We start from the raw sequence: 24,641 nt of genomic DNA, 5'->3' as shown, positions 1-24,641 counted from the left end.
TCTTGCCACCGCGCCGCTGTGCCGGGGTGTGTGCACGAGCAGTCACTCACGTGAGGCAGTCTTGTCCTTGTGCCAGCCGCCTCCGCGAACTCCACCAGCGAACCCAGCCCCAGCCCCGTACCCGAACCCGCCGGGAAGGGCCCGGCCACCCGGTCGGCCCGTGACCGCCCCGGCCGTGCGGCGCCCCGTCTGACCGCCCAGGAGCGCAGAAACGCCGCCGAGCGCGCCGAGCGCCGGGCGGCGACGCTCAAGCGGCTGGAGAAGTCCTCCGGCAAGCTGGCCACCGCCGCGATCTCGCGGATGGACGACCAGCTCGGCTGGTACCGGCGGATGCCGCCGGAGCACCGGTCCTGGATCGGCCTGGTCGCCCAGGCCGGCATCGCCGCCTTCACGGAGTGGTACCGCCACCCCGACACCGCCCAGGCGATCTCCACCGACGTCTTCGGCACCGCTCCGCGCGAGCTGACCAGGGCGATCACCCTGCGCCAGACCGTCGAGCTGATCCGCACCACGATCGAGGTGATGGAGGAGGCCATCGAGGAGGTGGCCGCCCCCGGCGACGAGGCGGACATGCGCGAGTCGGTGCTGGTCTACGCCCGGGAGATCGCCTTCGCGACCGCCCAGGTGTACGCCCAGGCCGCCGAGGCGCGCGGCGCCTGGGACGCCCGGCTGGAGGCGCTGGTGGTCAACTCGCTGCTGTCCGGCGACGCCGACGAGGGCGTGCTCTCCCGGGCCGCCGCGCTCGGCTGGGGACAGCCCAGCCAGGTCCGGGTGGTGATGGGCAGCGCCCCGGACGGCGACAGCGAGCTGGTGGTCGAGGCGATCCGCCGGGCCGCCCGGTACGCCAAGCTGAACGTGCTGACCGGGGTGCTGGGCAAGCGCCTGGTGGTCGTGGTCGGCGGCGAGAAGGAGCCGGTGCACGCGGCCCGGGCGCTGATCGGCCAGTTCGCGCCGGGCCCGGTGGTGGTCGGGCCGACCGTGCCCGACCTGCTCTCCGCGACCCGCTCGGCCCACGCCGCCGCGGCCGGCCTGCGGGCCTGCGCCGCCTGGCCGGACGCCCCCCGCCCGGTGCTGGCCGACGACCTGCTGCCCGAGCGGGCACTGGCCGGCGACCAGGCCGCCCGCCGTCAGCTGGTGGAGGAGATCTACACACCGCTGGACGAGGCCGGCTCCGCCCTGCTGGAGACGCTGAGCGTCTACCTGGAGCAGGCCTCCTCGCTGGAGGGCGCGGCCCGGATGCTCTTCGTCCACCCCAACACGGTGCGCTACCGGCTGCGACGTGTGACTGACGTCACGGGGTACGCCCCGTCCGACGTGCGCTCCGCGTTCACGCTGCGGATCGCGCTGGCTCTCGGCCGGCTGGACGCCGTCGGAGAGCCCGGCTGAGCCGGAGTGTAGGAACCGCACAATCCAGGATGGTTTTCTTCGTTACCGTCGCCTACCCGCCCCTGGGCGCCTGGCGAGAGAGGGTTGAACCGTGCTCGTAATCGTCGCCCCTGGACAGGGTGCTCAGTCCCCCGGTTTCCTCAGCCCCTGGCTGGAGCTCGACGGCGTCGCCGACCGCCTGCGCGGCTGGTCGGAGGTCGCCGGGCTCGACCTGGTGCACGCCGGCACCGAGGGGTCCGCCGAGGAGATCAAGGACACCGCCGTCGCCCAGCCGCTGCTGGTCGCGGCCGGTCTGATGACCGCCCGGGAGCTGTTCCCGGACGAGGACCTCGCCCGCAAGCTGGTCGGCGCCGTCGCCGGCCACAGCGTCGGTGAGATCACCGCCGCCGCCGGCGCCGGGGTGCTCAGCGCCCACGACGCGCTGACCTTCGTGCGCGAGCGCGGCCGGGCCATGGCCGAGGCCGCCGCCGTCACCGAGACCGGCATGCTCGCCGTGCTCGGCGGCGAGCCGGAGGAGGTCGCGGCGAAGCTGGCCGAGCACGGCCTGACCGCGGCCAACAACAACGGCGGCGGCCAGATCGTCGCCGCCGGCACGCTGGACCAGCTGGAGGCGCTGAAGGCGGACCCGCCGGAGCGCGCCAAGCTGGTCGCGCTCAAGGTGGCCGGCGCCTTCCACACCGACCACATGGCCCCGGGCGTCGAGCGGCTGGCCCAGCTGGCCCCGACGCTGACCGCGGCCGACCCGCGGGTGCGCTACGTCTCCAACAAGGACGGCGCGGTCGTGGACTCCGGCGCCGAGGTGCTCGCGCGCCTGGTGTCGCAGGTCTCCAACCCCGTCCGCTGGGACCTCTGCATGGAGACCCTCGGGCAGCTGGGCGCGACGGCCGTGATCGAGCTGTCGCCCGCGGGCACCCTCACCGGGCTGCTCAAGCGCAACCTCAAGGGCGTGGCCACGCTCGCCCTCAAGACGCCCGCCGATCTGGACAAGGCCCGCGCACTCGTCGCGGAGCACGGCGGGCAGGAGCAGGAGACCCAGGCATGACCAAGCCCCAGATCCGTCCGGTGAGCGGCGCGCAGTACTCGCGCATCCTCGGCGTCGGCGGCTACCGCCCGGTCCGGGTGATCCCCAACTCCGAGGTGCTGGAGTGGATCGACTCCTCGGACGAGTGGATCCGCACCCGCAGCGGGATCGCCGAGCGCCGCTGGGCCGGCCCGGAGGAGTCCGTCGCCGAGATGTCGGTCCAGGCGGCCGGCAAGGCCATCGCCCAGGCCGGGATCTCCGCCGAGCAGATCGGCGGCGTGATCGTCTCGACCGTCTCGCACTTCAAGCAGACCCCCGCGATCGCCACCGAGATCTCCGAGCGGCTCGGCTGCGGCAACGCCCCGGCCTTCGACATCTCGGCCGCCTGCGCCGGCTTCGGCTACGGCCTGGGCCTGGCCGACGGCATGATCCGCGGCGGCAACGCCGAGTACGTGCTGGTCATCGGCGTCGAGCGGCTCAGCGACCTGACCGACCAGTCGGACCGCTCCACCGCCTTCATCTTCGGCGACGGCGCCGGCGCCGCGATCGTCGGCCCGTCGGACACCCCCGGCATCGGCAAGCTGATCTGGGGCTCGGACGGCTCGCAGGCCGACCTCATCACCCAGACCCAGGCCTGGGACACCGCCTTCGCCAAGTCCGACGCGATCAACGGCGCGGGCGAGGAGACCAAGTGGCCGGCCCTGAAGATGGACGGCCAGCCGGTCTTCCGCTGGGCGGTGTGGGAGATGGCCAAGGTGGCCCAGCAGGCGCTGGACGCCGCCGGGATCACCGCCGACCAGCTCGGTGCGTTCATCCCCCACCAGGCCAACATGCGGATCACGGATGCCATGATCAAGGCGCTCAAGCTGCCGGAGTCGGTACCCGTCGCCCGCGACATCGCCGAGACCGGCAACACTTCCGCGGCCTCCATCCCGCTGGCGATGGAACGCATGCTGGAGAGCGGTGAGGCCCACAGCGGGGACCTGGCCCTGATCATCGGGTTCGGGGCGGGTCTCGTGTACGCCGCAGCAGTCGTTACTCTCCCCTAGGCGCATTCGCCCAATCCACAAGCCTGTGTCCGGCCGCCGGCCGGACACGCTCAACACCGAAGAGGAGCAGCCAGTATGGCTACCCAGGAAGAGGTCCTGGAAGGTCTCGCCGAGATCGTCAACGAGATCGCCGGCATCCCGACCGAGGACGTCCAGCTCGACAAGTCCTTCACCGACGACCTGGACGTCGACTCGCTGTCCATGGTCGAGGTCGTCGTGGCCGCCGAGGAGCGCTTCGACGTCAAGATCCCGGACGACGAGGTCAAGAACCTGAAGACCGTCGGCGACGCGGTGAACTACATCCTCAACGCCTGATCGATCGACTCGTTCGACTCGGCCAGCCCGTCCGGCGTCCCGTACGCCGGCGAAGGCTGACCGGTCGGCCGGGCTCGTCGAGCCTGGCCGACCCCCGCCGGCCGGGACGCCCACACCCGGGCGCCCGGCCGGGCCCATCCTCGGCACGCCGCCGACCCCCCGCAACACGTGAGAGAAGAAGAAACCAGTGACCGCTGAAAACCGCACCGTGGTCGTCACGGGTATCGGCGCCTTCACGCCGCTGGGCGCCGACGCCGCCAGCACCTGGGAGAACCTGGTCGCCGGCGAGTCCGGCGTGGCGGCCCTGACCGAGGAGTGGGCCGAGGACCTGCCGGTGAAGATCGCGGCGCGGGCCGCCGTCGAGCCGGGCGAGATCCTGCCCCGGCCGCTGGCCCGCAAGCTGGACCGCTCGGCCCAGTTCGCGCTGATCGCCGCCCGCGAGGCCTGGGCCGACGCCGGCTACGAGACCCCGGCCACCGACGAGTCCTCCAAGCTCGCCCCCGAGCGCCTGGGCACCGTGATCGCCTCCGGCATCGGCGGCGTGACGACCCTCCTCGACCAGTACGACGTGCTGAAGGAGAAGGGCGCCCGCAAGGTCTCCCCGCACACCGTCCCGATGCTGATGCCCAACTCCCCGGCGGCCAACGTCGGCCTGGAGGTCGGCGCCCGCGCGGGTGTGCACACCCCTGTCTCCGCCTGTGCCTCCGGCGCCGAGGCGATCGGCTACGCGATCGAGATGATCCGCTCCGGCCGCGCCGACGTCGTGGTGGCCGGCGGCACCGAGGCGGCGATCCACCCGCTGCCGATCGCCGCGTTCGCCAACATGATGGCGATGTCCAAGCGCAACGACGAGCCCGAGCGCGCCTCCCGCCCGTACGACAAGGCCCGTGACGGCTTCGTGCTGGGCGAGGGTGCCGGCGTGGTCGTGCTGGAGTCGGTCGAGCACGCCGAGGCGCGCGGCGCCCGGATCTACTGCGAGGCCGTGGGCCAGGGCCTGTCCTCGGACGCCCACCACATCGCCCAGCCCGAGCCGACCGGCGCCGGCGTGGCCCGCGCGCTGGCCGACCTGTTCGAGCGCAACGAGCTGGACAAGGCCGAGATCGTGCACGTCAACGCGCACGCCACCTCGACCCCGCAGGGCGACACCGCCGAGCTGAAGGCGCTGCGCAAGGAGCTGGGCGACGACCTCGACCACATCGCCGTCTCGGCCACCAAGTCGATGACCGGCCACCTGCTGGGCGGCGCCGGCGGCATCGAGACCGTCGCCACCGTGCTGGCCCTGCACCACCGGCTCGCCCCGCCGACCATCAACGTGGACGAGCTGGACGGCGACGTGGAGGCCGACATCGTCCGCGGTGAGGCCCGCAAGCTGCCCGAGGGCCGGATCGCCGCGCTGAACAACTCGTTCGGCTTCGGCGGCCACAACGTGGTGCTGGCCTTCCGCACCCGCTGACGCCCGTGACGAAGGGGCCGGCGCTCTCCGCGAGTGCCGGCCCCTTCGCCGTGCCTGTCCGGCTCCTTCGTCGTCCCTGTCCGGTCCCGGTGGCGCCCGGCCGGCCCGTCCGGGGCCCGGGCGGCCTCAGACCACCTGGTGCAGCCAGCGCACCGGCGCACCCTCGCCCGCGTACCGGAACGGCTCCAGCTCGTCGTCCCAGGGCTTGCCGAGCAGCCGGGCGAGCTCGGACTCCAGGTCGGCCCCTTCGCTGCGGGCGCGCAGCAGGACGGCGCGCAACCGGTCCTCGGGGATCAGGATGTCGCCGTGGATGCCCGTGACAGCGTGGAAGATGCCGAGCGAGGGCGTGCTGCTGTACCGCTCGCCCTCCGCCGTGGCGCAGGGCTCGCTGGTCACCTCGTACCGCATCAACTGCCAGCCGCGCAGCGCGGAGGCGAGTTTGGAAGCCGTGCCGGGCTCCCCCTGCCAGGACAGCTCGGCACGCCAATGCCCGGGTGCGGCCGGCTGGCGGATCCAGTCCAGGCTCACCCGCACACCGAGCACCCCCGCGACGGCCCACTCGACGTGCGGGCACAGCGCGCGGGGCGCGGTGTGGATGTACAGAACTCCACGTGTCGTCACCGGGACCTCCAGGCTGTGGACGAGGGTCGCCTTCCCCAGCTGCCTCGTGCCTGCAGTTGATCCGCAGTTACTCACGTTAGCCGACATTAAGCTACTAAATCGAGCAAAACGGACAGGCTTTCGCTCAATGCTAGTCGAATCCTCAACGAGGTCTACCCCCCGGCCGGATCTCTCCCCCGAACGGCCCCATCGCCGGCGGGACCACCGTACCGCGCTGCGCCACAGGATGGATGACGCACTTTCGGATCCGGCCGGAATGCGGTAGTGCGCCCGGAGCACCCGCGCCCGACCGCACACCGCACCGTCCACGGCGAACCGCCCCGCCGCCCGGTCGTGGGCGGCGGGGCGGCGGGGCACCGGGGTGCTCAGGTGATCTGACGGAGCGTCAGCCATCCAGGCGGACGACCATCTTGCCGGTGTTGACGCCGCGCAGCAGATCGAGGAAGGCCTCGGCGGCGTTCTCGAAACCGTCCACCACGGTTTCCTCGGTGCGCAGTTCACCGGACTTCAGCCAGCCGGCCATCTCCGCGACGAACTGCTGCTGGAGCCCGGCGTGGTCGCGCACCAGCATGCCCTCCAGGCGCAGCCGCTTGCCGATGGCGAGCGCGAGGTTGCGCGGGGCGGCGGGCGCGGAGGTGTCGTTGTACTGGGCGATCGCACCGCAGAGCACCGCGCGGCCGTGCACGTTCAGCGCGCCGATCGCGGCCTCCAGGTGGTCGCCGCCGACGTTGTCGAAGTAGAGGTCGATGCCCTCCGGGGCCGCCGCGGCGAGCTGCTCGGCGACCGGGGCGTCCTTGTAGTTGAAGGCGGCGTCGAAGCCGAACTCGTCCACCAGCGTGGCGACCTTCCGCTCCGAGCCGGCCGAACCGACCACCAGCGAGGCGCCCTTGATCCTGGCGATCTGGCCGACCAGCGAGCCGACCGCGCCGGCCGCGCCGGAGACGAAGACCTTGTCGCCCTCCTTGAAGCCGCCGACGGCGAGCAGGCCGGCGTAGGCGGTCAGGCCGGGCATGCCGAGCACGCCGAGGTAGGCGGAGAGCGGGGCGACCTCCGGGTCGACCTTGACCGCGTGGGCGGCGTCCAGGGTCGCGTACTCGCGCCAGCCGAGCCCGTGCAGCACCGCGTCGCCCGGGGCGAAGCCCTCGGCCCCGGAGGCGACGACGTAGCCGACCGCGCCGCCGTCCATGGCCTGGCCCAGCCGGAACGGCGGGACGTACGACTTCACGTCGTTCATCCGGCCCCTCATGTACGGGTCCACCGAGAGGTAGGCGTTGCGGACCAGGATCTCGCCCGGGCCGGGGGTGCGGACCGGGGCCTCGACCAGGGCGAAGTCGGCCGGCACCGGCCAGCCCTGCGGGCGGGCGGCGAGGTGCCATTCACGGGCGGTGGCGGGGACGGCGGCCTGCTCTGCCATCGGGGAGCTCCTTGCGGTTCGGGTGCGGGTCGGGTGTCGCTCGGTGTCGCTCGGATGTGGTTCAGGTGCGCTTCAGGCACATGAAAGGTTGAGCAACTGAAGTAACGATGGGCATGAAAGGTTCACCTTGTCAACTTTTCAGGTAGACTCTTGACCATGGACACCGAGTTGATCCAGGACGCCACGCCGCAGCCCGACGAGATCACCCGCGAGGTCGTCGACCTGATGGCCAACCTGGTCGCGCTGTTCCACCGCGAGTACGAGGAGGCCGCCGCCGCCCGCTCGCTCACCGGCGCCCAGGCCAAGGTGCTCGCCCTGCTGCGACGCGGCCCGATGCCGATGCGCCAGATCGCCCAGACGCTCAGCTGCGAGCCGTCCAACATCACCGGCATCGTCGACCGGCTCGAATCCCGCGGCTTCGTCACCCGCGAGGCCGACCGGCACGACCGCCGAGTCAAGCTGGTCGCCGCCACCGGCACCGGCTCGGCCGCCTCCGAGGAACTGCGGGAGTCGCTGAACTTCGCCCGCGAGCCGCTGGCCGCGCTCGGCCCGGACGAGCGCACGGCGCTGCGCGACCTGCTCCGCAGGATGCTCGCGGGCGCCTCCGGCCCCGGCGCGTGACCAGCATCACAGGACCCTGGGGCCTTCCGCAGGCCCCAGGGGGGTAACCGAACCGCCCTCCGGAACGTCTAACGTTCGAACATCGAACGCGAGAGACCTGAAGACGGGGGGCACGGAGGATGAGCAGCAGCACGCGTCGGCGCCGCTACCTGCGGACCGCCATCGGCCTGGCCGCCGTACTGGTGCTGTCGGTCGTGGGCGCCGGAGCCTGGTTCTACCACCGGCTGGACAACAACATCACCACCTTCGACTCCGGCGGCGTCGCCACCGAGCGCCCGCCGGCCCCCGTCCCGGCCAGCCCGGGCGCCTCCGTCCCGGTCAACGTGCTGCTGCTCGGCTCGGACACCCGCGACGGGGGCAACGACTCGCTGGGCGGCGGCGACGAGGGCGTCGGCCACTCGGACACCGCGATCCTGGTGCACATCTACGCCGACCACAAGCACGCCGTCGGCGTCTCGATCCCCCGCGACACCCTGGTCACCATCCCGTCCTGCAAGCTGCCGAACGGCACCTGGACGACGCCGAAGACCGACCAGATGTTCAACTCCGCCTTCACCGTGGGCCTGGCCGAGAAGGGCAACCCGGCCTGCACCCAGAACACCGTGGAGAAGCTCACCGGGCTGCGGATCGACCACACCGTCGTGGTCGACTTCAAGGGCGCGGCCGCGATGTCCGACGCCGTGGGCGGCGTGGAGGCCTGCGTGCCCAACGACGTCAACCAGTACGGCATCCACCTCAAGAAGGGCCTCCAGAAGCTCTCCGGGCAGTCCGCGGTGGACTACCTGCGCATCCGCCACGGCATAGGCGACAACTCCGACATCGGCCGGATGAAGCGCCAGCAGGCCTTCCTCTCCTCGATGATCAAGAAGGTGCAGGGCCAGGGCTTCTCGCTGCCCACCCTGCTGCCGCTGGCCGACGCCGCCACCAAGTCGCTCACCGTGGACGAGGGGCTGGGCACGGCGATGAAGCTGGTGGACTTCGCCGACTCGATCCAGGGCATCAAGCTCTCCGACGTCACCTTCGTCACCGCCCCCTGGCGCTTCGCCGGCGACCGAATACGGCTGGTGCAGCCGGACGCCGACGCCCTCTGGAAGCTGCTGCGCGAGGACCGCACCCTGGACGGACAGAGCACCTCCGGGACGGGCCAGGTGACCTCCTCCCCCACCGCCGACCCGGGCGCCGCCCCCGGCACCCCGCTCACCCCGGAGCAGAGCGCGGCGCCGATCACCGTGGTCAACGGGGTCGGCACGCCCGGCCTGGCCGGCTCCGGCGCCGAGGCGCTCAAGGCGCGCGGATTCCGGAACATCACGCTCGGCCACAACACCCCCGGGCAGCAGACCACCCGGGTCTCCTACGACCCCGCGCTGAAGGCCACCGCCGACCAGGTCGTGGCGCTCTTCCCCGGCGCCAAGGCGGTCGAGGAGCCCGGCTCGGAGGCGATCACCGTCACCCTCGGCGCCGACTTCCGCCCGGCCGGTACCCCGCTCGACGCGGTGGCCGCCCCGAGCCCGGAGACCGCCGCCGTGCCCGGCGCCCCGACCGCCGCCGTGCCCGCCGCGCCGACTACCGCCCCGACCGCCGGCGTGCCCGGCGCTCCGGCCGGTGCCACGGCGGGAGCCACCCCGGGCAGCACCCCCGGCGCCACCCCGAGCGGTGTCCCGAGCGGCATCCCCACGGGCATAGCGGAGAACACCCGCAACGCCGACACCGACCCCTGCGCCAACCTGACCTTCGGCTGACCGGCGGTCCACGGCCGGCCCGCGGCCGATCGCCCGTGGGCCGGCCGGCCGCTACTCCGGGTCCGGCAGCTACTCCGGGTCCGGCAGCCCGGTGACGACGGCGGTCAGCCGGGTGCCGCGCGGGAAGGCACCCGCCCGCGTCAGGTCCGTCAGCGCGGCGAGCAGCTTGGCGACGTAGCGGCGCTCCAGCCCGATCCCGTGGCGGCGCTCGAACCGCTCGGCGAAGCCGGCCAGCTCGGCCGGGACCTTTCCGTAGCCGCCGCCGTGGTGCCCGTGGTCGATCCGCCAGTTGTCGAACCCGCGCCCGAAGGCGTCCAGGTGCAACCGGGTGACCTCCGCCTCCAGGTAGCCCTCGCCGCCGCGCAGCACGGCCACCCCGAGCGCCCGCGCGCCCGTCGGCAGACCGGCCGCGATGCCGGCCAGGGTGCCGCCGGTGCCGACCGGGCAGCAGACCACGTCCCGCTCGCCGAGATCGGGCAGCTCGGCCGGGATCCCGGCCGCGCCGACGGCGGCCAGGGCGTTGGAGCCGCCCTCCGGGAGCACCAGGCAGCGGCCCCAGCGGTGCAGCGGCGCGTCCGCGCCGCCCTCCCCCTCGGCCCGGCCGGTGGCCTCCCGGTACTCGGCCCGGGTCAGGAACTCCAGCCGCATCCCGGCCGCCTCGGCGGCCCGCAGCGACCAGTTGCGCGGCCGGTCGGCCAGTTCCTCGCCACGGACCAGCCCGACGCTCTCCAGCCCGAGCGCCCCGGCGGCGGCCGCGACGGCCCGCAGGTGGGTCGAGTAGGCGCCGCCGAAGGTCAGCAGCCGGGTGTGGCCCTGCTCCACGGCGGCGGCCAGGTTGGGCGCCAGCTTGCGCCACTTGTTGCCGGGGACGGTCGGGTGCAGCAGGTCGTCCCGCTTCAGTCGCAGCTCCACCCCGGCCCGGGCGAAGGCCTCGTCGGTGCAGTCCACCAGGGGGGTCGGCAGCAGGGCGGGTTCGAGCATCCGGCCAGCTTACGGGCCCCGGACGGCCGGGAGCCCGGACGGCCGACCGGCGTCCGGGCTCCGGGCTACGTCTCCCAGGACTGAGCCACCCCCCGTGGACGGTCCGTCAGCCCAGGGCCGCGCTCTCCGCCGCGTGGCCCGCCATCCGCCAGGCCAGGGCCGTGCCGAGCGCCTTCGGGACGGGGCCGGCCGCCGGGCTCAGCTTCTCGATCCGGCCGCGGTGCTCCCTGCGCTGCCTGGGGGTCAGCACCGTGCGCAGCCTCCCGGCGGCGGCCAGGGCCACCAGCGCCGCGTCCGCCGGGTCCACCCGGCTGAGGGGGCTCTTCAGCGCGGCGGTGACGGAGGCCGCCAGTGCCTGGCGCACCCCGGGGTCGCCCAGGGTGACCCGGGTGACCGGGAACACCCCGGCCGCCCGGCCCTGGTCGAGGCCGATCCAGCCCGCCTCCGCCAGGCCGTCCCGGACCCGCCGGGCCGGCTGGTCGCGCCCGACGGAGTGGGCGCGACCGACCCACCAGTTCCAGCTGTGCGGCCGCTTCTCCTGGATCCGGCCCAGCAGGTGGGCGCTGTACGGGTCGAGGCCGGCCGAGGCGGCGGCGTCACGGACCCGGGCGACGGCCGTCCGGCCCTCCTCGCGCACCAGTCCGCGGCGCAGCAGTTCGGTCAGCGCCGCCGCCTGCAGCAGCAGGTGGAGGCTGGACTGCCGGGTGACCCGCCCGCGCCGCGGATCGTAGGCGAGCAGGTACAGCCGCTCGGGCAGGTTGGCCGGCAGTTCGGCGGGCAGCTTGGTGAGCAGGTCCATCTCGTTCTCCGGTCCTTCTGTGCGTGCCCGGCCGCCGCGGTCAGTCCTGGTCGGGACTTCCGCTCTCCGGGTTCTCCGTGGGCGGGTTCTCCGTGGGCGGGCTCTCCTTGGGAGGGCTCTCCTTGGGCGGGCGCCCGCGCCGGGGAAGCCGGGCCGCGCCGCCGGGCATCCGGCCCGCGTCGGTCAGGGCGCGGCGGAGCAGGAACTCGATCTGCGCGTTGGTGCTGCGCAGGTCGTCCGCGGCCCATCGGGCGAGTGCGTCGTGAACCGAAGGATCCAGTCGCAACAGGAGCTTCTTCCGTTCCGTCGCCAAGGCCTCGCCTTACTGGTAGAGGGAGCCCGTGTTCACGACGGGCTGGGTGCCGCGGTCGCCGCAGAGCACCACCAGGAGGTTGCTCACCATGGCGGCCTTGCGCTCCTCGTCCAGCTCCACGACATCGCGTTCGGCGAGCCGTTCCAGCGCCTCCTCGACCATACCGACGGCGCCCTCGACGATCAGCCTGCGCGCCGCGACCACGGCCCCGGCCTGCTGGCGCTGGAGCATCACCTGGGCGACCTCCGGAGCGTACGCGAGTCTGGTGATCCGGGACTCGACGACCCGCACACCGGCCGAGGCGACCCGGGCGGCGATCTCGGCGGAGAGCTTGCGGGCGATCTCGTCGGCCCCGTCGCGCAGCGACAACTGGCCCTCGTGGTGGGCGTCGTACGGGTAGCTGGTGGCGATGTGCCGCACGGCCGTCTCGGTCTGGATGGCGACGAAGTCGGCGTAGTCGTCCACCTCGAAGACCGCCATCGCGGTGTCCTCGACCTGCCAGACCACCACGGCGGCCATCTCGATCGGGTTGCCGTCCGCGTCGTTGACCTTGGCGGTCTCGGTCTCGTGGTTGCGGATCCGGGTGGATATCCGGCGCCGGCTGGTGAACGGGTTCAGCCAGGTCAGGCCCTCGGCGCGGACGGTGCCCCGGTAGCGCCCGAGCAGCTGGACCACCCGGGCCTGGCCGGGCGAGACCACGGTCAGCCCGAACGTCGTGAGCAGCGAGGCGAGCGCCAGCAGCGGCCCGGCGACCGCCAGTGCGATGCCCAACCCGCTGGTCTTGGAGGCCAGTTGGGTCGCGCCGGCGATGGTCGCGCCGACCCCGGCGAGCAGCCCGAGCAGCGCGCCGGCGAGCACCGGCAGGCCGGCCGCCCCGGTGATGGCCCGTTCGGTGATCCGGGGGACCGGGAGGTCCAGCGCGGGGCTGTCCTCGACGGTGGAACGCGGTGTGGTCATGGGGGCGACTCCTTCGGCGAGCATGCGCATCCGATGGCAAAGTGATATCACTTTTTCGACGCACCGCGCCAGGGACCGGCAAACGGGAACGAGGGGACGGCGGCCGCCGGGCGGCAGGGGACAGCCACCGGGGACGGCTCGGGCCGATGGCCACGGGTGGGTGAATTCCGGCGCGCCACACGGGGAAGGGAGGTGGCCGCGGCCTAGACTCTGCGACGTCGCAGGCGGTGGGAAGGCGGCGGGCGCCGACTCGGCGGCCCGCCCGCGAAGGGGTCGTACGACACTCGTCGCACATCGAGAAGGTGGGGCGGGTGGGACTCGAACCCACGACCAAGGGATTATGAGTCCCCTGCTCTAACCGGCTGAGCTACCGCCCCGGTTCACCGCACGCGCCGGTCGTCGGCACGGCAGCAGCAGACGGCCCCAGCGAGGCCGTCCCGGGCAGCATAGCCGGTCGATCACCCGTGGTGCGCGCCGGGGGCGCACCTGGGTGCGCGACGATGCCCACCTCCCGGGCGGCGCAGCCCCGGTGGCGCCCGGACACCCGTACGGGCAGCCTGGCCGGATGACGACGCGGCGTCAGCCGCGGCTGCGACCGCGCCGCCGGCCGACCGCGCGGCGGACCGGCACCCGGCGGTGGCGTCGCCGGGCACGGCCTGGTAGATCTTCCTCACGAACGGCGGAACGCACGGCCCCGGTGCCCGCCCCGAGGAACGAGACGGAGCCCCGATGGCCCCCCGCCCGGCACGGCCCTCGCGCACGGCACGAACGGCCGCGCTGGCCGCCCTGCTGCTGGCCGCCGGCACCGCGTGCGGCGGGCAGGGCGGGGCACCGACCGCCGAGGTCGCGCAGCCGAGCCCCGCCCGGGACCGGATCGGCACCCTCTCCATCCACACCGCCCAGGGGCCGCGGGCCTGCACCGCGAGCGTGGTGAACAGTCCCCGGCGCAACCTGCTGGTCACCGCGGCGCACTGCGTGCAGAGCCGCCGGATCGGCCTGCTGGACGGCCTGGTGTTCACCCCCGGCTACCGCAACGGGTCCACGCCGTACGGGACTTGGCCGGTCCAGGCGATCACCGTGGACCCGCGCTGGGCGGCCGACGACGACCCCGAGTACGACGTGGCGTTCGTCACGGTGGGCCCGGTGGGCGGCCGGCAGGTCGAGGACGCCGTCGGCGGCAACCCGGTCGGCACCGGCCAGGGCTTCGGGCTGCCCGTCTCGGTCACCGGCTACCCGAACGAGAGCGACGAGCCGATCACCTGCGCGGCCCGGACCAGCTCGCAGAGCGCCACCCAGGAGCGCTTCGACTGCGGCGGCTACACCGACGGCACCAGCGGCAGCCCGTGGGTCGCCGCGGACGGCGGCGCGGTGATCGGCGTGATCGGCGGCTACCAGGAGGGCGGGAACACCCCCGGCACCTCGTACAGCATCGCCTTCGACCAGCGGGTCGCCGACCTCTACCGGAAGGCGACCGCCTGACCCGGGAGCCGGGAACCGGGAACCGGCGCGGATCCGGGAACGGGCACGGTCCGGGCACGGATCCGGAGAGGACGGGCGGGCGGGCGGGCGGTGTCGCGTACGTCACGTCACCGAACCCGGCGGGGACAACACGAAGGCCCCCCGGTCGACCGAGGGGCCTTCGCTCTGAGCAGTCACCGGGCAGGCCCGGTGCAGCTCCCGCAATTGGACTCGAACCAATAACCTGCCGATTAACAGTCGGCTGCTCTGCCAATTGAGCTATGCGGGATCGCGGTACAGAACTTCCGCACCACGGACGGGATCGGGGACCCGAAGGACCTCCTCCCGAGCTCCCCCAATTGGACTCGAACCAATAACCTGCCGATTAACAGTCGGCTGCTCTGCCAATTGAGCTATGGGGGATCGGCTTCCGCCTCGGGCCCCGGTTTCCCCGGGCTCCTCGGCGCTCGCTGCGGGACATACATTAGCGCACTCGGGGGGGTGGTCCGCCAATCGCTTTCCCCGGTTGCCCCCCGGTTGCCGCCCGACTGCCGCCCGGCGTGCCCGGCGCGCGCCCGGCGACGAGGCCGGGGATGCTGGGGCGCGGACGGTTCGCCGTCCCGACGGACGGGTAGGGCAATGCGGCAGAAGCCGCCAGGAGAGGGTGGATCCGACCATGTGGAAGCTGTCGTTGGCCGCGGGTTTCGCGGCCGGCTACGTCCTGGGCTCGCGGGCCGGGCGCCGGCGCTACGAACAGATCGCCAAGGTCACCCGGCAGATCGCCCGGAACCCCACGGTCCAGGGCGCGACCGACCGGGCCCGGCAGCAGGCCGGGGCGGTGGCCGGGAAGGCGGCCGGCGCGGTCGCGGACCGGGTCGGCGACCGACTGCCGAACGCCGTCACCGACCGGGTGCCGTACTTCAACCGCTCCCGGACCGGGGACGACGGCTGGGGCACCTTCCGGCCGTGACGGGCGGAAACCGGCCTGCCGGTGGCGCTCCCGCCGCCACGCCGGTCCGGGCCGCGTGACACGTGGCACGTGACACGCGGCCCGGCGGTTACCCCCCGTCCGTGACGGGACGGTGACGCCGGAGCCAAGCGCACCCCAACCCGGGGTCGCGAACCGGCAACGCCCCACCCGGCCCGGACGCGTCCCGGGCCGGGCTGAGGCATGATCTCGGCATGGCCATCGTCGCGGGGATAGACAGCTCGACCAACCGCACCCGGATCGTCGCGTGCGACGCCGACACCGGCGCCGTCCTGCGCTCCGGCAAGGCGCCCCATCCCGTCCCCGAGGACCAGGACCTGCGCCCGGGCGAGGCCGACCCCCAGGTCTGGCTGCACTCGCTCGGCGACGCCGCGACCGGCGGCCTGCTGGAGGGCGTCCGGGCGATCGGGGTCAGCGCCCAGCAGCACGGGATGATCGGCCTGGACGCCGGCGGGGTGCAGGTCCGCCCGGCGATCCTGTGGAACGACCCGCGCTCCAGCGGGGCCGCCGCCAAGCTGCTGGACGCCTTCGGCGGCCCGGCCGCCTGGACCGCCGCGATCGGCGCCGTGCCCGCCGCCACGTACACCATCGCCAAGCTGCGCTGGCTGGCCGAGTTCGAGCCGGCCAACGCCCGGCGGATCGCCGAGGTGCTGCTGCCGCACGACTGGCTGGTCTGGCAGCTGCTCGGCCACCCCAAGCGCCGCACCACCGACCGCGGCGACGCCTCCGGCACCGGCTACTGGTCGCCGATCACCGGCGAGTACCGGCAGGACCTGGTCGAGCTGGCGATCGGCCACCGGCTCAGGCTGCCCGACGTCCTGCCCCCGGCCGAGCCCGCCGGGCACACCCCCGAGGGCCTGCTGATCTCCGCCGGCACCGGGGACAACATGGCCGCCGCGCTGGGCCTGGGCCTCGGCCCGGGCGACGCGGTGGTCTCGCTCGGCAGCGCCGGAACGATCTTCGCCGTGCACGAGGAGGCCGTGGTGGACGCCTCCGGCCTGGTCTCCTCCTTCGCCGACGCCACCGGCCGGCACCTGCCGATGGTCGCCACCCTCAACGCCGCCCAGGTGCTGCGCTCCACCGCCGCCCTGCTCGGCCGGGACCTGGAGGGCCTGAGCGACCTCGCCCTGCACTCCTCCCCCGGCGCCTACGGCCTGGTGCTGCTGCCCTACCTGGACGGCGAGCGCACCCCCGCGCTGCCGCACGCGGCCGGCACCCTGACCGGACTGCGGGCCGAGGCGATGACCCCTCAGCACCTGGCCCGGGCCGCCGTCGAGGGCATGCTGTGCAACATCGCCGACGCCCTCGACGTGCTGCGCGCCCAGGGCGTCGCGGTGAAGCGGGTGTTCCTGCTCGGCACGGCCGGGCGGCTGCCCGCCGTCCGGCACATCGCGCCGATGCTGTTCGGCGTCCCCGTCGTGGTGCCGCCGCCGGGCGCCCACGCCGCCCGCGGGGCCGCCCGGCAGGCCGCCTGGGCCCTGGCCGGCACTCCGGCGCCGCCGGAGTGGGAGCTGCCGGACGCCGAGACCGTCGAACCCGACGGGGAGCAGGACCTGGCGATCGGCTCGGCGGTGCGCCAGCAGTACCGGGCCGCCCGCGACCAGATCCACCCGGAGGTGGCCTGACCCCGGCCCGGACGTGACGGACCGTGCGGATGCGTCGCCCGGCACCCGGTGGCAGCGTGGAACGGGACACGGCCACCGACGCGAAGGGCGGCAGGACGCCATGGCGCTGCACAAGGGGGCCGGCGGCGACCGCCGGCTGAGCATCAGCCCGTACCCGACCGTCGCCGACCCGCTGGGCGCGATGAAGCTGGCCCCGCCGCTGCACCGGCTCGGCGAAAGCCCCGTCGCGGCCGACACCACGTACCAGCTGATCCACGACGAGCTGATGCTGGACGGCAACGCGAAGCTCAACCTGGCGACCTTCGTCACCACCTCGATGGAGGCCCAGGCCACCCGGCTGATGACCGAGTGCCTCGACAAGAACATGATCGACAAGGACGAGTACCCGCAGACCGCCGAACTGGAGCGGCGCTGCGTGGCGATCCTCGCCGACCTCTGGCACGCCCCCGACCCGGACGCCGCGGTCGGCTGCTCCACCACCGGCTCCAGCGAGGCCTGCATGCTGGCCGGCATGGCGCTCAAGCGCCGCTGGATGCGCCGCAACCCCGACCGCTATGCCGCCGGGGCCCGGCCGAACCTGGTGATGGGCGTCAACGTCCAGGTGTGCTGGGAGAAGTTCTGCAACTTCTGGGAGATCGAGGCGCGCACCGCGCCGATGGAGGGCACCCGCTTCCACCTGGACGCCGAGCGGGCGGTCGCGCTGTGCGACGAGAACACCATCGGTGTGGTCGCCGTGCTCGGCTCCACCTTCGACGGCTCGTACGAGCCGGTCGCGGAGATCTGCGCCGCCCTGGACGCCTTCCAGGAGCGCACCGGCACCGACGTCCCGGTCCACGTGGACGGCGCCTCCGGCGGCATGGTGGCGCCCTTCCTCGACCCGGACCTGCTCTGGGACTTCCGGCTGCCCCGGGTCGCCTCGATCAACACCTCCGGCCACAAGTACGGCCTGGTGTACCCGGGCGTCGGCTGGGCGCTCTGGCGCGACAAGGAGGCGCTGCCGGAGGAGCTGGTCTTCCGGGTCAACTACCTGGGCGGCGAGATGCCGACCTTCGCCCTCAACTTCTCCCGGCCCGGCGCCGAGGTGGTGGCCCAGTACTACGTCTTCGTGCGGCTCGGCCGGGAGGGCTTCCGGGCCGTCCAGGGTGCCTGCCGCGAGGTGGCCACCTACCTGGCGGAACGGATCGGCGCGCTGGACTGCTTCCGGCTGCTGACCCGGGGCGACCAGCTCCCGGTGTTCGCCTTCACCACCGAGGGGGACGTCCCGTTCGACGTGTTCGACGTCTCACGGCGGCTGCGCGAGCGCGGCTGGCAGGTGCCCGCGTACACCTTCCCGGCGAACCGGGAGGACCTGTCGGTGCTCCGGATGGTCTGCCGCAACGGCTTCTCCCGGGACCTCGCCGACCTGCTGCTGGCCGACCTCGACCGGCTGCTGCCGGAACTGCGGCGCCAGCCCGTCCCGCTGCGGGAACTGGGGATCGCCGCCCGGCCGGGCTTCCACCACTGACCGACCCGTTCCGACCGACCCGTTCCTGCCGTCCCCTTCGCGGGCCCGGGAAAGCCTCACGGCGGGGAGGGCGCAGTGAAGCGCCCTCCCCGCCGGAGCATCCCGGGCGGACCGGGGCAGCCTCCCCCCGCGAGGCTGCCCCGGTCCGGTGGGGGGCCGGGAGCGGGTGCGGACCGACGACGGGTGATCGATCGGTGTCCGAACGGTTCCACCGACGGGTGGACCGCACCGGCCAGAGAACTCTGCACGATGACCACGTGAATGTTCGAGCGTCTCCGGGGGTTGTGAGACACTTCCGTCCGTCTCAGGCCCGGGACCTGGGGTTTGGGATGCCAGGCCGCTCAGGTTGGAGAAGCGCGGACACCGAACGGCCCGGGCCGGGACCTGCCGCTCACCCGTTCCCCGTCCCCCGTTTCTCGAGTTTGGAGCGCCGCATTGGGTTCCGCCTGGAAGCCACTGCCCGAGGAGCTGTCCGAGCCCGCCAGACGCCTGGCGGAGGAGCTCCGGGCCATCAAGGACACCGCCGGGCTGTCGCTGTCCGAACTGGCGGCCCGGACGCACTACAGCCGGGCCTCCTGGGAGCGCTGGCTCAACGGCAAGCGGGTCGTCACCGAGCAGGCGCTGGACGCGCTGGCCGGGACGGTCGACTGCGACGGGGCCGCGCTGCGGGCGCTGTGGCGGCGGGCGGTGGCCGGGCCGGAGGCCGCCGGGGCGCCGGGCGTGGGCGCGGGCGCGGGCGGTCACGACGGCGACGGCGAGGGTGTGAAGCGGTCGGCCATCGCCGCCGAGCCCTCGGGCCCCGAGGAGCCCGAGGAACCCGAGGAACCCGTGGAGCCCGAGGAACCCCTGGCCGGGAATCCCGCCCCCGAGGAGGACCCCGTCCCGGAAGCGGGCGCCGACCAGGCGCTGGTGCCCGGGCACGCCCCCGCCGCCTGGTGGCGGCGCCGGGCGGCGCCGGTCTCCGTCGCCGCCGTGCTGGCACTGCTGCTGGTGCTGGTGGGCCTGCGGATCAGCCGGCACGACGGGCAGGCCTCGGCGGCCGAGCCCACCGCGACGCCCGGCGTCTCCGCCGGTGCCAAGTCCGCCCCGGGCACCCCGGCCTGCCAGGCCGTCGGCTGCGCCCACAAGGACCCGAAGACCACCGGCTGCGGCAAGGACGCCCGGACCCTGCAGACCCAGGTGATCGGCAAGGTGGTCGTCTACCTCCGGTACAGCCAGACCTGCCGGGCCGCCTGGGCGGCCATCACCGAGGGCCAGCCGAAGGACTACGCGACGATCACCGACAGCAACGGCGACAGCGAGACGGCACTCATCCACTGGGGCTACGACAACTACTCGTCGATGCTGAACGCGGCGGACCCGACCCTCACCTTCCAGGTCTGCGGCTACCAGTCGGCCGGCCACGACTGCACCGGGGTGGTCTCCGACCTGGCCATGGTGGTGGCCTCCACCCCGATCCCGATCGGGCCCGCCTCTCCCCCGCCGGGCACCGGCGCGGGAGCGCCCACGACCCCCGCCCCGGCCACACCCGCCGCTCCGGCGCCGACCGACCCGGCGCCGACCGACCCGGCGGCGGCCCCGACGGAGCCGGCGCCACCGACCGGTCCGGTCGGTCCGACCGCGTCGCCGGGGCCGTCCTGACCACGGCCGGCCGCTGACCGGTCCGGCTAGTCCAGGTAGCCGCGCAGCTGCTCGGCGCCGGCGTGGTCGCGGAGTTTGACCAGGGTCTTCGACTCGATCTGGCGGATCCGCTCCCGCGTCACGCCGAACACCGCGCCGATCTCCTCCAGCGTGCGCGGGCGGCCGTCGTCCAGCCCGTAGCGGAGCTGGACGACCTGGCGCTCCCGCTCCCCCAGGGTCGCCAGGACGGCCTCCAGGTGCTGGCGCAGCAGCAGGAAGGCCGCGGACTCGGCGGGCGAGGCGGCGTCGGCGTCCTCGATCAGGTCCCCGAGCGCGACGTCCTCCTCCTCGCCGACCGGGGTGTGCAGCGAGATCGGCTCCTGGGCCAGCCGCAGCAGCTCGCGCACCCGCTCCTCGGTCAGCTCCAGGGCGGCGGCGATCTCGGCCGCCGTCGGTTCCAGGCCGCGCTCCTGGAGCAGGACGCGCTTGGCCCGGACCACCCGGTTGATCAGCTCGACCACGTGCACCGGCACCCGGATCGTCCGGGCCTGGTCGGCCAGCGCCCGGCTCATCGCCTGCCGGATCCACCAGGTCGCGTACGTGGAGAACTTGAAGCCGCGGGTGTAGTCGAACTTCTCCACCGCCCGGATCAGTCCCAGGTTGCCCTCCTGGACCAGGTCCAGCAGGGTCAGCCCGCGGCCGACGTAGCGCTTGGCGACGGAGACCACCAGCCGCAGGTTCGCCTCGATCAGCCGGCGCTTGGCGATCCGGCCGCGCACCACCAGGGCGTCCAGCTCCCCGGCCAGCGGGTCGGGCGGCGGCGGGTCCGCGTTCAGCCGCTCCTCGGCGAAGATGCCGGCCTCCACCCGGCGGGCCAGCTCGACCTCCTCCTCCGCGGTGAGCAGGCGGATCCGGCCGATCTCGCGCAGGTACTGGCGCAGCAGGTCGGCGGCCGGCCCTGTGTCCTCGGCGGGGCCCCGGCGCTCCCCCCGCGCCCCGGCCCCGGCCCGCGCACCGGGTCCGGGTCCGGGTCCGAACCCGCGCTCGGGTGCCGGCTCGGGGGGCGGGCCGTCCGGGCCGTCCGGGTGCCCTTCCGGCAGGCCCTGGGCGGGAACCCGGGCACCGTCCGGGGGCGCGGCCCGGGCCCGGCCGTGGTGGGTCTCCTGCTCTCCGGTCTCCTGCTGCCCGGCCGGTCCGGCGGGCTTCACTCTCGTACTGGTGGTGGTGGTCGCTGCGGCGAGGCCTTGCTCCACGGGCATCCCCTCGGGGCGGGCGCGACTCTGGCGGACCCGCGCTGTACGGAGGTGGGACGCCCTCCAGTGTGCGGTACGCCACACTCCGTGGCCGAGACTCGTGCGCCGACTTTCTGCGTGCGGTTCCCGCGGCGGGTGGCGCGGGAGGCGCTACAGCGCCGCGGCGCCCCGGCTGCGCAGCTGCTGCCCGTACTGCTGGAGCTGCCAGAGCTCGGTCTGCACCGCGTGCAGCTGCTCGGCCCCGGCCCGGGGGCCGAGCCGCTGGAGGTAGCCGCGGACCTCGGTGATCCGCCGCTCCACCGCCAGCAGGCGCAGCTTGACCAGGAACTCCCCGGCGTAGATCGCGTCCGCCTTGCGGCGCGAGCGCACCGGCTCGACGGTCAGCTCGGTGACCAGCGAGCGCACCTGGTCGTCCGGGGACGCCTCGCGCACCGCGCTGGTGAAGTCGGGCAGGCCCGCCCCGTACGCGGCGCCGCCGGCCTTGGCGATGGCCTGCCGGACGGCGGTGTACGGCGGGGTCGGGAACTCGTCCTCGCCGTAGTGGTCGAAGGCCGGGCTGACCAGGTCCGGGTGCTGGAGCGCCAGCTTGAGCAGCTCGCGCTCGACGAACTGGGCCGGGTCGCGCGGGTTGAGCCGGAAGGAGGGCTGCGCGGGGCGCTGCGGCTGGGCCGGCTCCGGGCGGCGCTGGGCGGCCGCGCCGCGCGGGTTCTGCTGGCGCTCGCGGTCCCAGCGGGCCAGCTGGGAGATCCGGCGGACGACGAACTGCTCGTCCAGGATGCCGAGCATGCCGGCCAGGCGGACGGCGTACTCGTGCTGGATCGAGCGGTCCTTGATCTTGGCGACGATCGGGGCCGCCTCCTCCAGCGCCGCCGAACGCCCCTCCGGGGTGTCCACCCGGTGCCGGGCCACCACCGAGTTCAGCGCGAACTCGAACAGCGGGACCGGGTTGTCGATCAGGTGCTTGACCGCCTCGTCGCCCTGGGCCAGGCGCAGCTCGCACGGGTCCATGCCGCCGGGGCTGACCGCGATGGAGGTCTTGGCGGCGAACTTCTGGTCGTCCTCGAAGGCGCGCAGGGCGGCCTTCTGGCCGGCCGCGTCGCCGTCGAAGGTGAAGACGGTCTCGCCGCGGTACTGCGAGGTGTCCATCAGCAGCCGGCGGATGATCTTGATGTGGTCCTCGGCGAAGGCGGTGCCGCAGGTGGCCACCGCCGATGTGACCCCGGCCAGGTGGCAGGCCATCACGTCGGTGTAGCCCTCGACCACCACCGCGCGGCCCGACTTGGCGATCTCCTTCTTCGCCAGGTCGATGCCGTACAGCACGTGGGACTTCTTGTAGATCGGGGTCTCGGGGGTGTTGAGGTACTTCGGGCCGTTGTCGTCCTCGCGCAGGCGGCGGGCGCCGAACCCGACCACCTCGCCGGCGATGTCCCGGATCGGCCAGACCAGCCGGCCCCGGAAGCGGTCGATCAGGCCGCCGCGCTGGCCCTGCGAGGCGAGGCCGCCCAGCAGGATCTCCTTGTCGGTGAAGCCCTTGCCGCGCAGGTAGCGGACCAGGTGCTCCCACCCCGCGGGGGCGTAGCCGACGCCGAAGGCCGCGGCGGCCTCCTCGTCGAAGCCGCGCTCGGCCAGGAAGCGGCGGCCGATCTCCGCCTCCGGCGAGGTCAGCTGCTCCCGGTAGTAGGCGGCGGCCACCTTGTGCGCCTCGACCAGCCGGGTGCGCTCACCCTGCTGGTGGCGGGGGCTGTAGCCGCCCTCCTCGTAGCGCAGGGTGATGCCGGCCTGGGCGGCCATCCGCTCGACGGCCTCGGCGAAGGTGAAGTGCTCGATCTTCATCAGGAAGGCGATGGTGTCGCCGTTCTCCTGGCAGCCGAAGCAGTGGAAGACGCCCTTGGCGGGGTTCACGTAGAAGGAGGCGGACTTCTCGTCGTGGAAGGGGCAGACGCCCTTGTACTCGCCACCGCCACCGTTGGTCAGCTGTACGTAGTCGCCGACCACGGCGTCGATCGGCAGTGCGCTGCGCACCGCCTGCACGTCTTCGTCCCTGATCCGCCCGGCCACCCCGGAAGTCTACTGGGGCGGCCGGGCATTCGAGCCGCGGCGGCCGCGGCCGGGCGGCACCGGACGGGCGCTACGCCCAGGCGGCGCCGACGAGCTTGGCGTGCAGGGCCAGGGCCGAGGCGTCCGTGAGGGTGGCGATCTGGTCGATGACCGTGCGCAGGGCGGCGCGGTCGTCCTCGGCCTCGCGGTACATGGCGGCGAACACCGGGTCCAGCCCCTCGGGGGCGCGCTGGGTGAGCACGTACGCCAGCTCGGCGATCACGATCCGCTGGCGGGCCCGCAGCTGGGCCTGCTCGTCGCGCTGCATGACGTAGCGGACGGCGACCGCCTTGAGCACCGCGCACTCCAGCCGGACGTCCCTCGGCACCACCAGCTCGGCGGCGTAGCGGCTGAGCCGGCCGGGCCCGTAGCGGGCACGGGTGGCCTGCTCGGCGGCCAGGCAGAAGCGGCCGATCAGCTGGCTGGTGAGGTCCTTGAGCCCGGCCCGGGCGCGGGCGGTGCCGTCGTAGGAGCTGGGCCACCACTCCTGGGCGAGCAGCCGGTCCAGGGCGGCGGACAGCTCCTCCGGCTCGGCGTCCCGGGCGTAGCGCTCGGCGACCTTGAACAGCTCGGCGCGCTCACCGGGCGCGCGCAGGGCGGCCGGGTCGATGTGGCCGGCCTGGAGGCCGTCCTCGACGTCGTGGGTGGAGTACGCCACGTCGTCGGACCAGTCCATCACGGTGGCCTCGAAGCACTTGCGGCCGGCCGGGGAGCCGGCCCGCAGCCAGCGGAAGACCGCCAGGTCGTCGGCGTAGACGCCGTACTTGGGCGAGGCCGGGTCGGTGGGGTGGGCGCCCTTGGTCCACGGGTACTTGGTGGCGGCGTCAAGGGCGGCCCGGCTCAGGTTGAGGCCGACGCTGCGGCCGGGCCAGGGGGCGAGCCGGGCGGCGGGCTGCTCCTCCTGGGGTGCGAAGCGCTTGGGTTCGAGCCGGGTCAGGATGCGCAGCGACTGGGCGTTGCCCTCGAAGCCGCCGCAGGCCTCGGCGGCCTGGTCGAGGGCCTCCTCGCCGGTGTGGCCGAACGGCGGGTGGCCGATGTCGTGGGCCAGGCAGCCGGTCTCCACGAGGTCCGGGTCGCAGCCCAGGGCGGCGCCCAACTCCCGCCCGACCTGGGCGCATTCGAGGGAGTGGGTGAGCCGGGTGCGCGGGAAGTCGCTGCGCATCGGGGCGACCACCTGGGTGGTGCCTGCCAGCCGGCGCAGTGCGGCCGAGTGCAGCACCCGGGCGCGGTCGCGCTGGAAGGCGGTGCGGCCCGGGCGCTTGTCGGGTTCGGGGACCCAGCGGGCCTCGGCAGCGTGGTCGTACGGGATCGGGGCGGCGAGGCGGTGCGTGGTGTCGTCCATATGCCCTTCACCGTACGCCGGGCCCCCGACACGCGGGGTGTGCCGCGCACGAAGGAGTGCGGGCCGGGGCGTGAACGGTGCGCGG

At 73.9% G+C, this 24,641-nt stretch carries 21 protein-coding genes and 3 tRNA genes; 12 read left to right on the top strand and 12 right to left on the bottom strand.

Annotated features, from left to right (window positions below; translation table 11 throughout):
• Positions 1 to 189: 189 nt before the first annotated feature.
• The 5 genes from ACFWP2_RS00605 to fabF all read left to right on the top strand — a co-directional run bounded on the left by ACFWP2_RS00605 (position 190) and on the right by fabF (position 5,224).
• On the top strand, positions 190 to 1,386 hold the full coding sequence (locus ACFWP2_RS00605; protein WP_360340793.1) for a helix-turn-helix domain-containing protein: 1,197 nt from the start codon (positions 190 to 192) through the stop codon (positions 1,384 to 1,386).
• Between the two features lie 91 nt (positions 1,387 to 1,477).
• Positions 1,478 to 2,428: an ACP S-malonyltransferase gene (locus ACFWP2_RS00600; RefSeq protein WP_380446755.1), complete on the top strand. Its 951-nt coding sequence runs from the start codon at positions 1,478 to 1,480 to the stop codon at positions 2,426 to 2,428.
• Positions 2,425 to 3,456: a beta-ketoacyl-ACP synthase III gene (locus tag ACFWP2_RS00595; protein WP_380446752.1), complete on the top strand. Its 1,032-nt coding sequence runs from the start codon at positions 2,425 to 2,427 to the stop codon at positions 3,454 to 3,456. Before ACFWP2_RS00600 ends, ACFWP2_RS00595 begins: the two co-directional genes overlap by 4 nt.
• Positions 3,457 to 3,531: 75 nt before the next feature.
• Complete coding sequence (locus tag ACFWP2_RS00590; protein ID WP_224283099.1) at positions 3,532 to 3,771, top strand: acyl carrier protein; 240 nt, start codon at positions 3,532 to 3,534, stop codon at positions 3,769 to 3,771.
• 187 nt (positions 3,772 to 3,958) lie between these two features.
• Positions 3,959 to 5,224, top strand: coding sequence for a beta-ketoacyl-ACP synthase II (gene fabF, locus ACFWP2_RS00585; protein ID WP_380446750.1), 1,266 nt, complete (start codon positions 3,959 to 3,961; stop codon positions 5,222 to 5,224).
• A gap of 126 nt (positions 5,225 to 5,350) precedes the next feature.
• On the opposite strand, the gene ACFWP2_RS00580 is transcribed toward fabF, so the two are convergent.
• Entirely contained in the window at positions 5,351 to 5,845 is a 495-nt protein-coding gene (locus tag ACFWP2_RS00580) for a DUF3145 domain-containing protein (protein WP_380446747.1), read from the bottom strand.
• Positions 5,846 to 6,230: 385 nt separating this feature from the next.
• Complete coding sequence (locus tag ACFWP2_RS00575; RefSeq protein WP_380446745.1) at positions 6,231 to 7,259, bottom strand: NADP-dependent oxidoreductase; 1,029 nt, start codon at positions 7,257 to 7,259, stop codon at positions 6,231 to 6,233.
• Between the two features lie 156 nt (positions 7,260 to 7,415).
• On the opposite strand from ACFWP2_RS00575, the gene ACFWP2_RS00570 reads away from it, so the two are divergent.
• Both ACFWP2_RS00570 and ACFWP2_RS00565 read left to right on the top strand, forming a co-directional pair.
• On the top strand, positions 7,416 to 7,880 hold the full coding sequence (locus ACFWP2_RS00570) for a MarR family winged helix-turn-helix transcriptional regulator (protein ID WP_380446743.1): 465 nt from the start codon (positions 7,416 to 7,418) through the stop codon (positions 7,878 to 7,880).
• A gap of 119 nt (positions 7,881 to 7,999) precedes the next feature.
• Positions 8,000 to 9,619 (top strand): LCP family protein, encoded by a 1,620-nt coding sequence (locus tag ACFWP2_RS00565; RefSeq protein WP_380446740.1) that lies wholly within the window; start codon positions 8,000 to 8,002, stop codon positions 9,617 to 9,619.
• Positions 9,620 to 9,688: 69 nt separating this feature from the next.
• Here the strand turns inward: ACFWP2_RS00565 and ACFWP2_RS00560 are convergent, their stop codons facing one another.
• The 5 genes from ACFWP2_RS00560 to ACFWP2_RS00540 form a co-directional block, all read right to left on the bottom strand.
• Complete coding sequence (locus ACFWP2_RS00560) at positions 9,689 to 10,600, bottom strand: 1-aminocyclopropane-1-carboxylate deaminase/D-cysteine desulfhydrase (protein WP_380446737.1); 912 nt, start codon at positions 10,598 to 10,600, stop codon at positions 9,689 to 9,691.
• A 106-nt stretch (positions 10,601 to 10,706) separates the two neighbouring features.
• Positions 10,707 to 11,399: a GPP34 family phosphoprotein gene (locus ACFWP2_RS00555; protein ID WP_380446735.1), complete on the bottom strand. Its 693-nt coding sequence runs from the start codon at positions 11,397 to 11,399 to the stop codon at positions 10,707 to 10,709.
• A gap of 40 nt (positions 11,400 to 11,439) precedes the next feature.
• Positions 11,440 to 11,712, bottom strand: a complete 273-nt coding sequence (locus ACFWP2_RS00550; RefSeq protein WP_380446732.1) for a hypothetical protein — start codon at positions 11,710 to 11,712, stop codon at positions 11,440 to 11,442.
• Positions 11,713 to 11,721: 9 nt separating this feature from the next.
• Positions 11,722 to 12,669: an SPFH domain-containing protein gene (locus tag ACFWP2_RS00545; RefSeq protein WP_380446729.1), complete on the bottom strand. Its 948-nt coding sequence runs from the start codon at positions 12,667 to 12,669 to the stop codon at positions 11,722 to 11,724.
• A gap of 303 nt (positions 12,670 to 12,972) precedes the next feature.
• Positions 12,973 to 13,046, bottom strand: a tRNA-Ile gene (locus tag ACFWP2_RS00540).
• A 352-nt stretch (positions 13,047 to 13,398) separates the two neighbouring features.
• Between ACFWP2_RS00540 and ACFWP2_RS00535 the strand changes: the two genes are divergently transcribed.
• Positions 13,399 to 14,148, top strand: a complete 750-nt coding sequence (locus tag ACFWP2_RS00535; RefSeq protein ID WP_380446726.1) for a trypsin-like serine peptidase — start codon at positions 13,399 to 13,401, stop codon at positions 14,146 to 14,148.
• A gap of 195 nt (positions 14,149 to 14,343) precedes the next feature.
• Here the strand turns inward: ACFWP2_RS00535 and ACFWP2_RS00530 are convergent.
• Positions 14,344 to 14,416 (bottom strand) — tRNA-Asn (locus ACFWP2_RS00530).
• A 61-nt stretch (positions 14,417 to 14,477) separates the two neighbouring features.
• A tRNA-Asn gene (locus ACFWP2_RS00525) sits at positions 14,478 to 14,550 on the bottom strand.
• A 241-nt stretch (positions 14,551 to 14,791) separates the two neighbouring features.
• Between ACFWP2_RS00525 and ACFWP2_RS00520 the strand changes: the two genes are divergently transcribed.
• The 4 genes from ACFWP2_RS00520 to ACFWP2_RS00505 all read left to right on the top strand — a co-directional run bounded on the left by ACFWP2_RS00520 (position 14,792) and on the right by ACFWP2_RS00505 (position 19,885).
• Entirely contained in the window at positions 14,792 to 15,097 is a 306-nt protein-coding gene (locus ACFWP2_RS00520; protein WP_380446723.1) for a hypothetical protein, read from the top strand.
• A gap of 212 nt (positions 15,098 to 15,309) precedes the next feature.
• Entirely contained in the window at positions 15,310 to 16,740 is a 1,431-nt protein-coding gene (locus ACFWP2_RS00515; RefSeq protein ID WP_380446721.1) for an FGGY family carbohydrate kinase, read from the top strand.
• A 100-nt stretch (positions 16,741 to 16,840) separates the two neighbouring features.
• Positions 16,841 to 18,244 carry a glutamate decarboxylase gene (locus ACFWP2_RS00510; protein ID WP_380446718.1) on the top strand — a complete coding sequence of 468 codons (1,404 nt, stop codon included), beginning with the start codon at positions 16,841 to 16,843 and terminating at the stop codon, positions 18,242 to 18,244.
• A gap of 435 nt (positions 18,245 to 18,679) precedes the next feature.
• A complete protein-coding gene (locus ACFWP2_RS00505; RefSeq protein WP_380446716.1) occupies positions 18,680 to 19,885 on the top strand; it encodes a DUF2690 domain-containing protein in 1,206 nt (401 codons plus the stop codon).
• Positions 19,886 to 19,911: 26 nt separating this feature from the next.
• Here the strand turns inward: ACFWP2_RS00505 and ACFWP2_RS00500 are convergent, their stop codons facing one another.
• The 3 genes from ACFWP2_RS00500 to ACFWP2_RS00490 all read right to left on the bottom strand — a co-directional run bounded on the left by ACFWP2_RS00500 (position 19,912) and on the right by ACFWP2_RS00490 (position 24,556).
• Positions 19,912 to 21,123 carry an RNA polymerase sigma factor gene (locus ACFWP2_RS00500; protein ID WP_380446713.1) on the bottom strand — a complete coding sequence of 404 codons (1,212 nt, stop codon included), beginning with the start codon at positions 21,121 to 21,123 and terminating at the stop codon, positions 19,912 to 19,914.
• A 144-nt stretch (positions 21,124 to 21,267) separates the two neighbouring features.
• Positions 21,268 to 23,175, bottom strand: coding sequence for a DNA primase (dnaG, locus tag ACFWP2_RS00495; RefSeq protein WP_380446711.1), 1,908 nt, complete (start codon positions 23,173 to 23,175; stop codon positions 21,268 to 21,270).
• A gap of 70 nt (positions 23,176 to 23,245) precedes the next feature.
• Positions 23,246 to 24,556, bottom strand: coding sequence for a deoxyguanosinetriphosphate triphosphohydrolase (locus ACFWP2_RS00490; RefSeq protein ID WP_380446709.1), 1,311 nt, complete (start codon positions 24,554 to 24,556; stop codon positions 23,246 to 23,248).
• Between the last annotated feature and the right edge of the window lie 85 nt (positions 24,557 to 24,641).

It is taken from the genome of Kitasatospora sp. NPDC058444, from assembly GCF_042721415.1.
Lineage (GTDB): Bacteria > Actinomycetota > Actinomycetes > Streptomycetales > Streptomycetaceae > Kitasatospora.
This window is presented reverse-complemented; position numbering and strand designations above follow the sequence as displayed.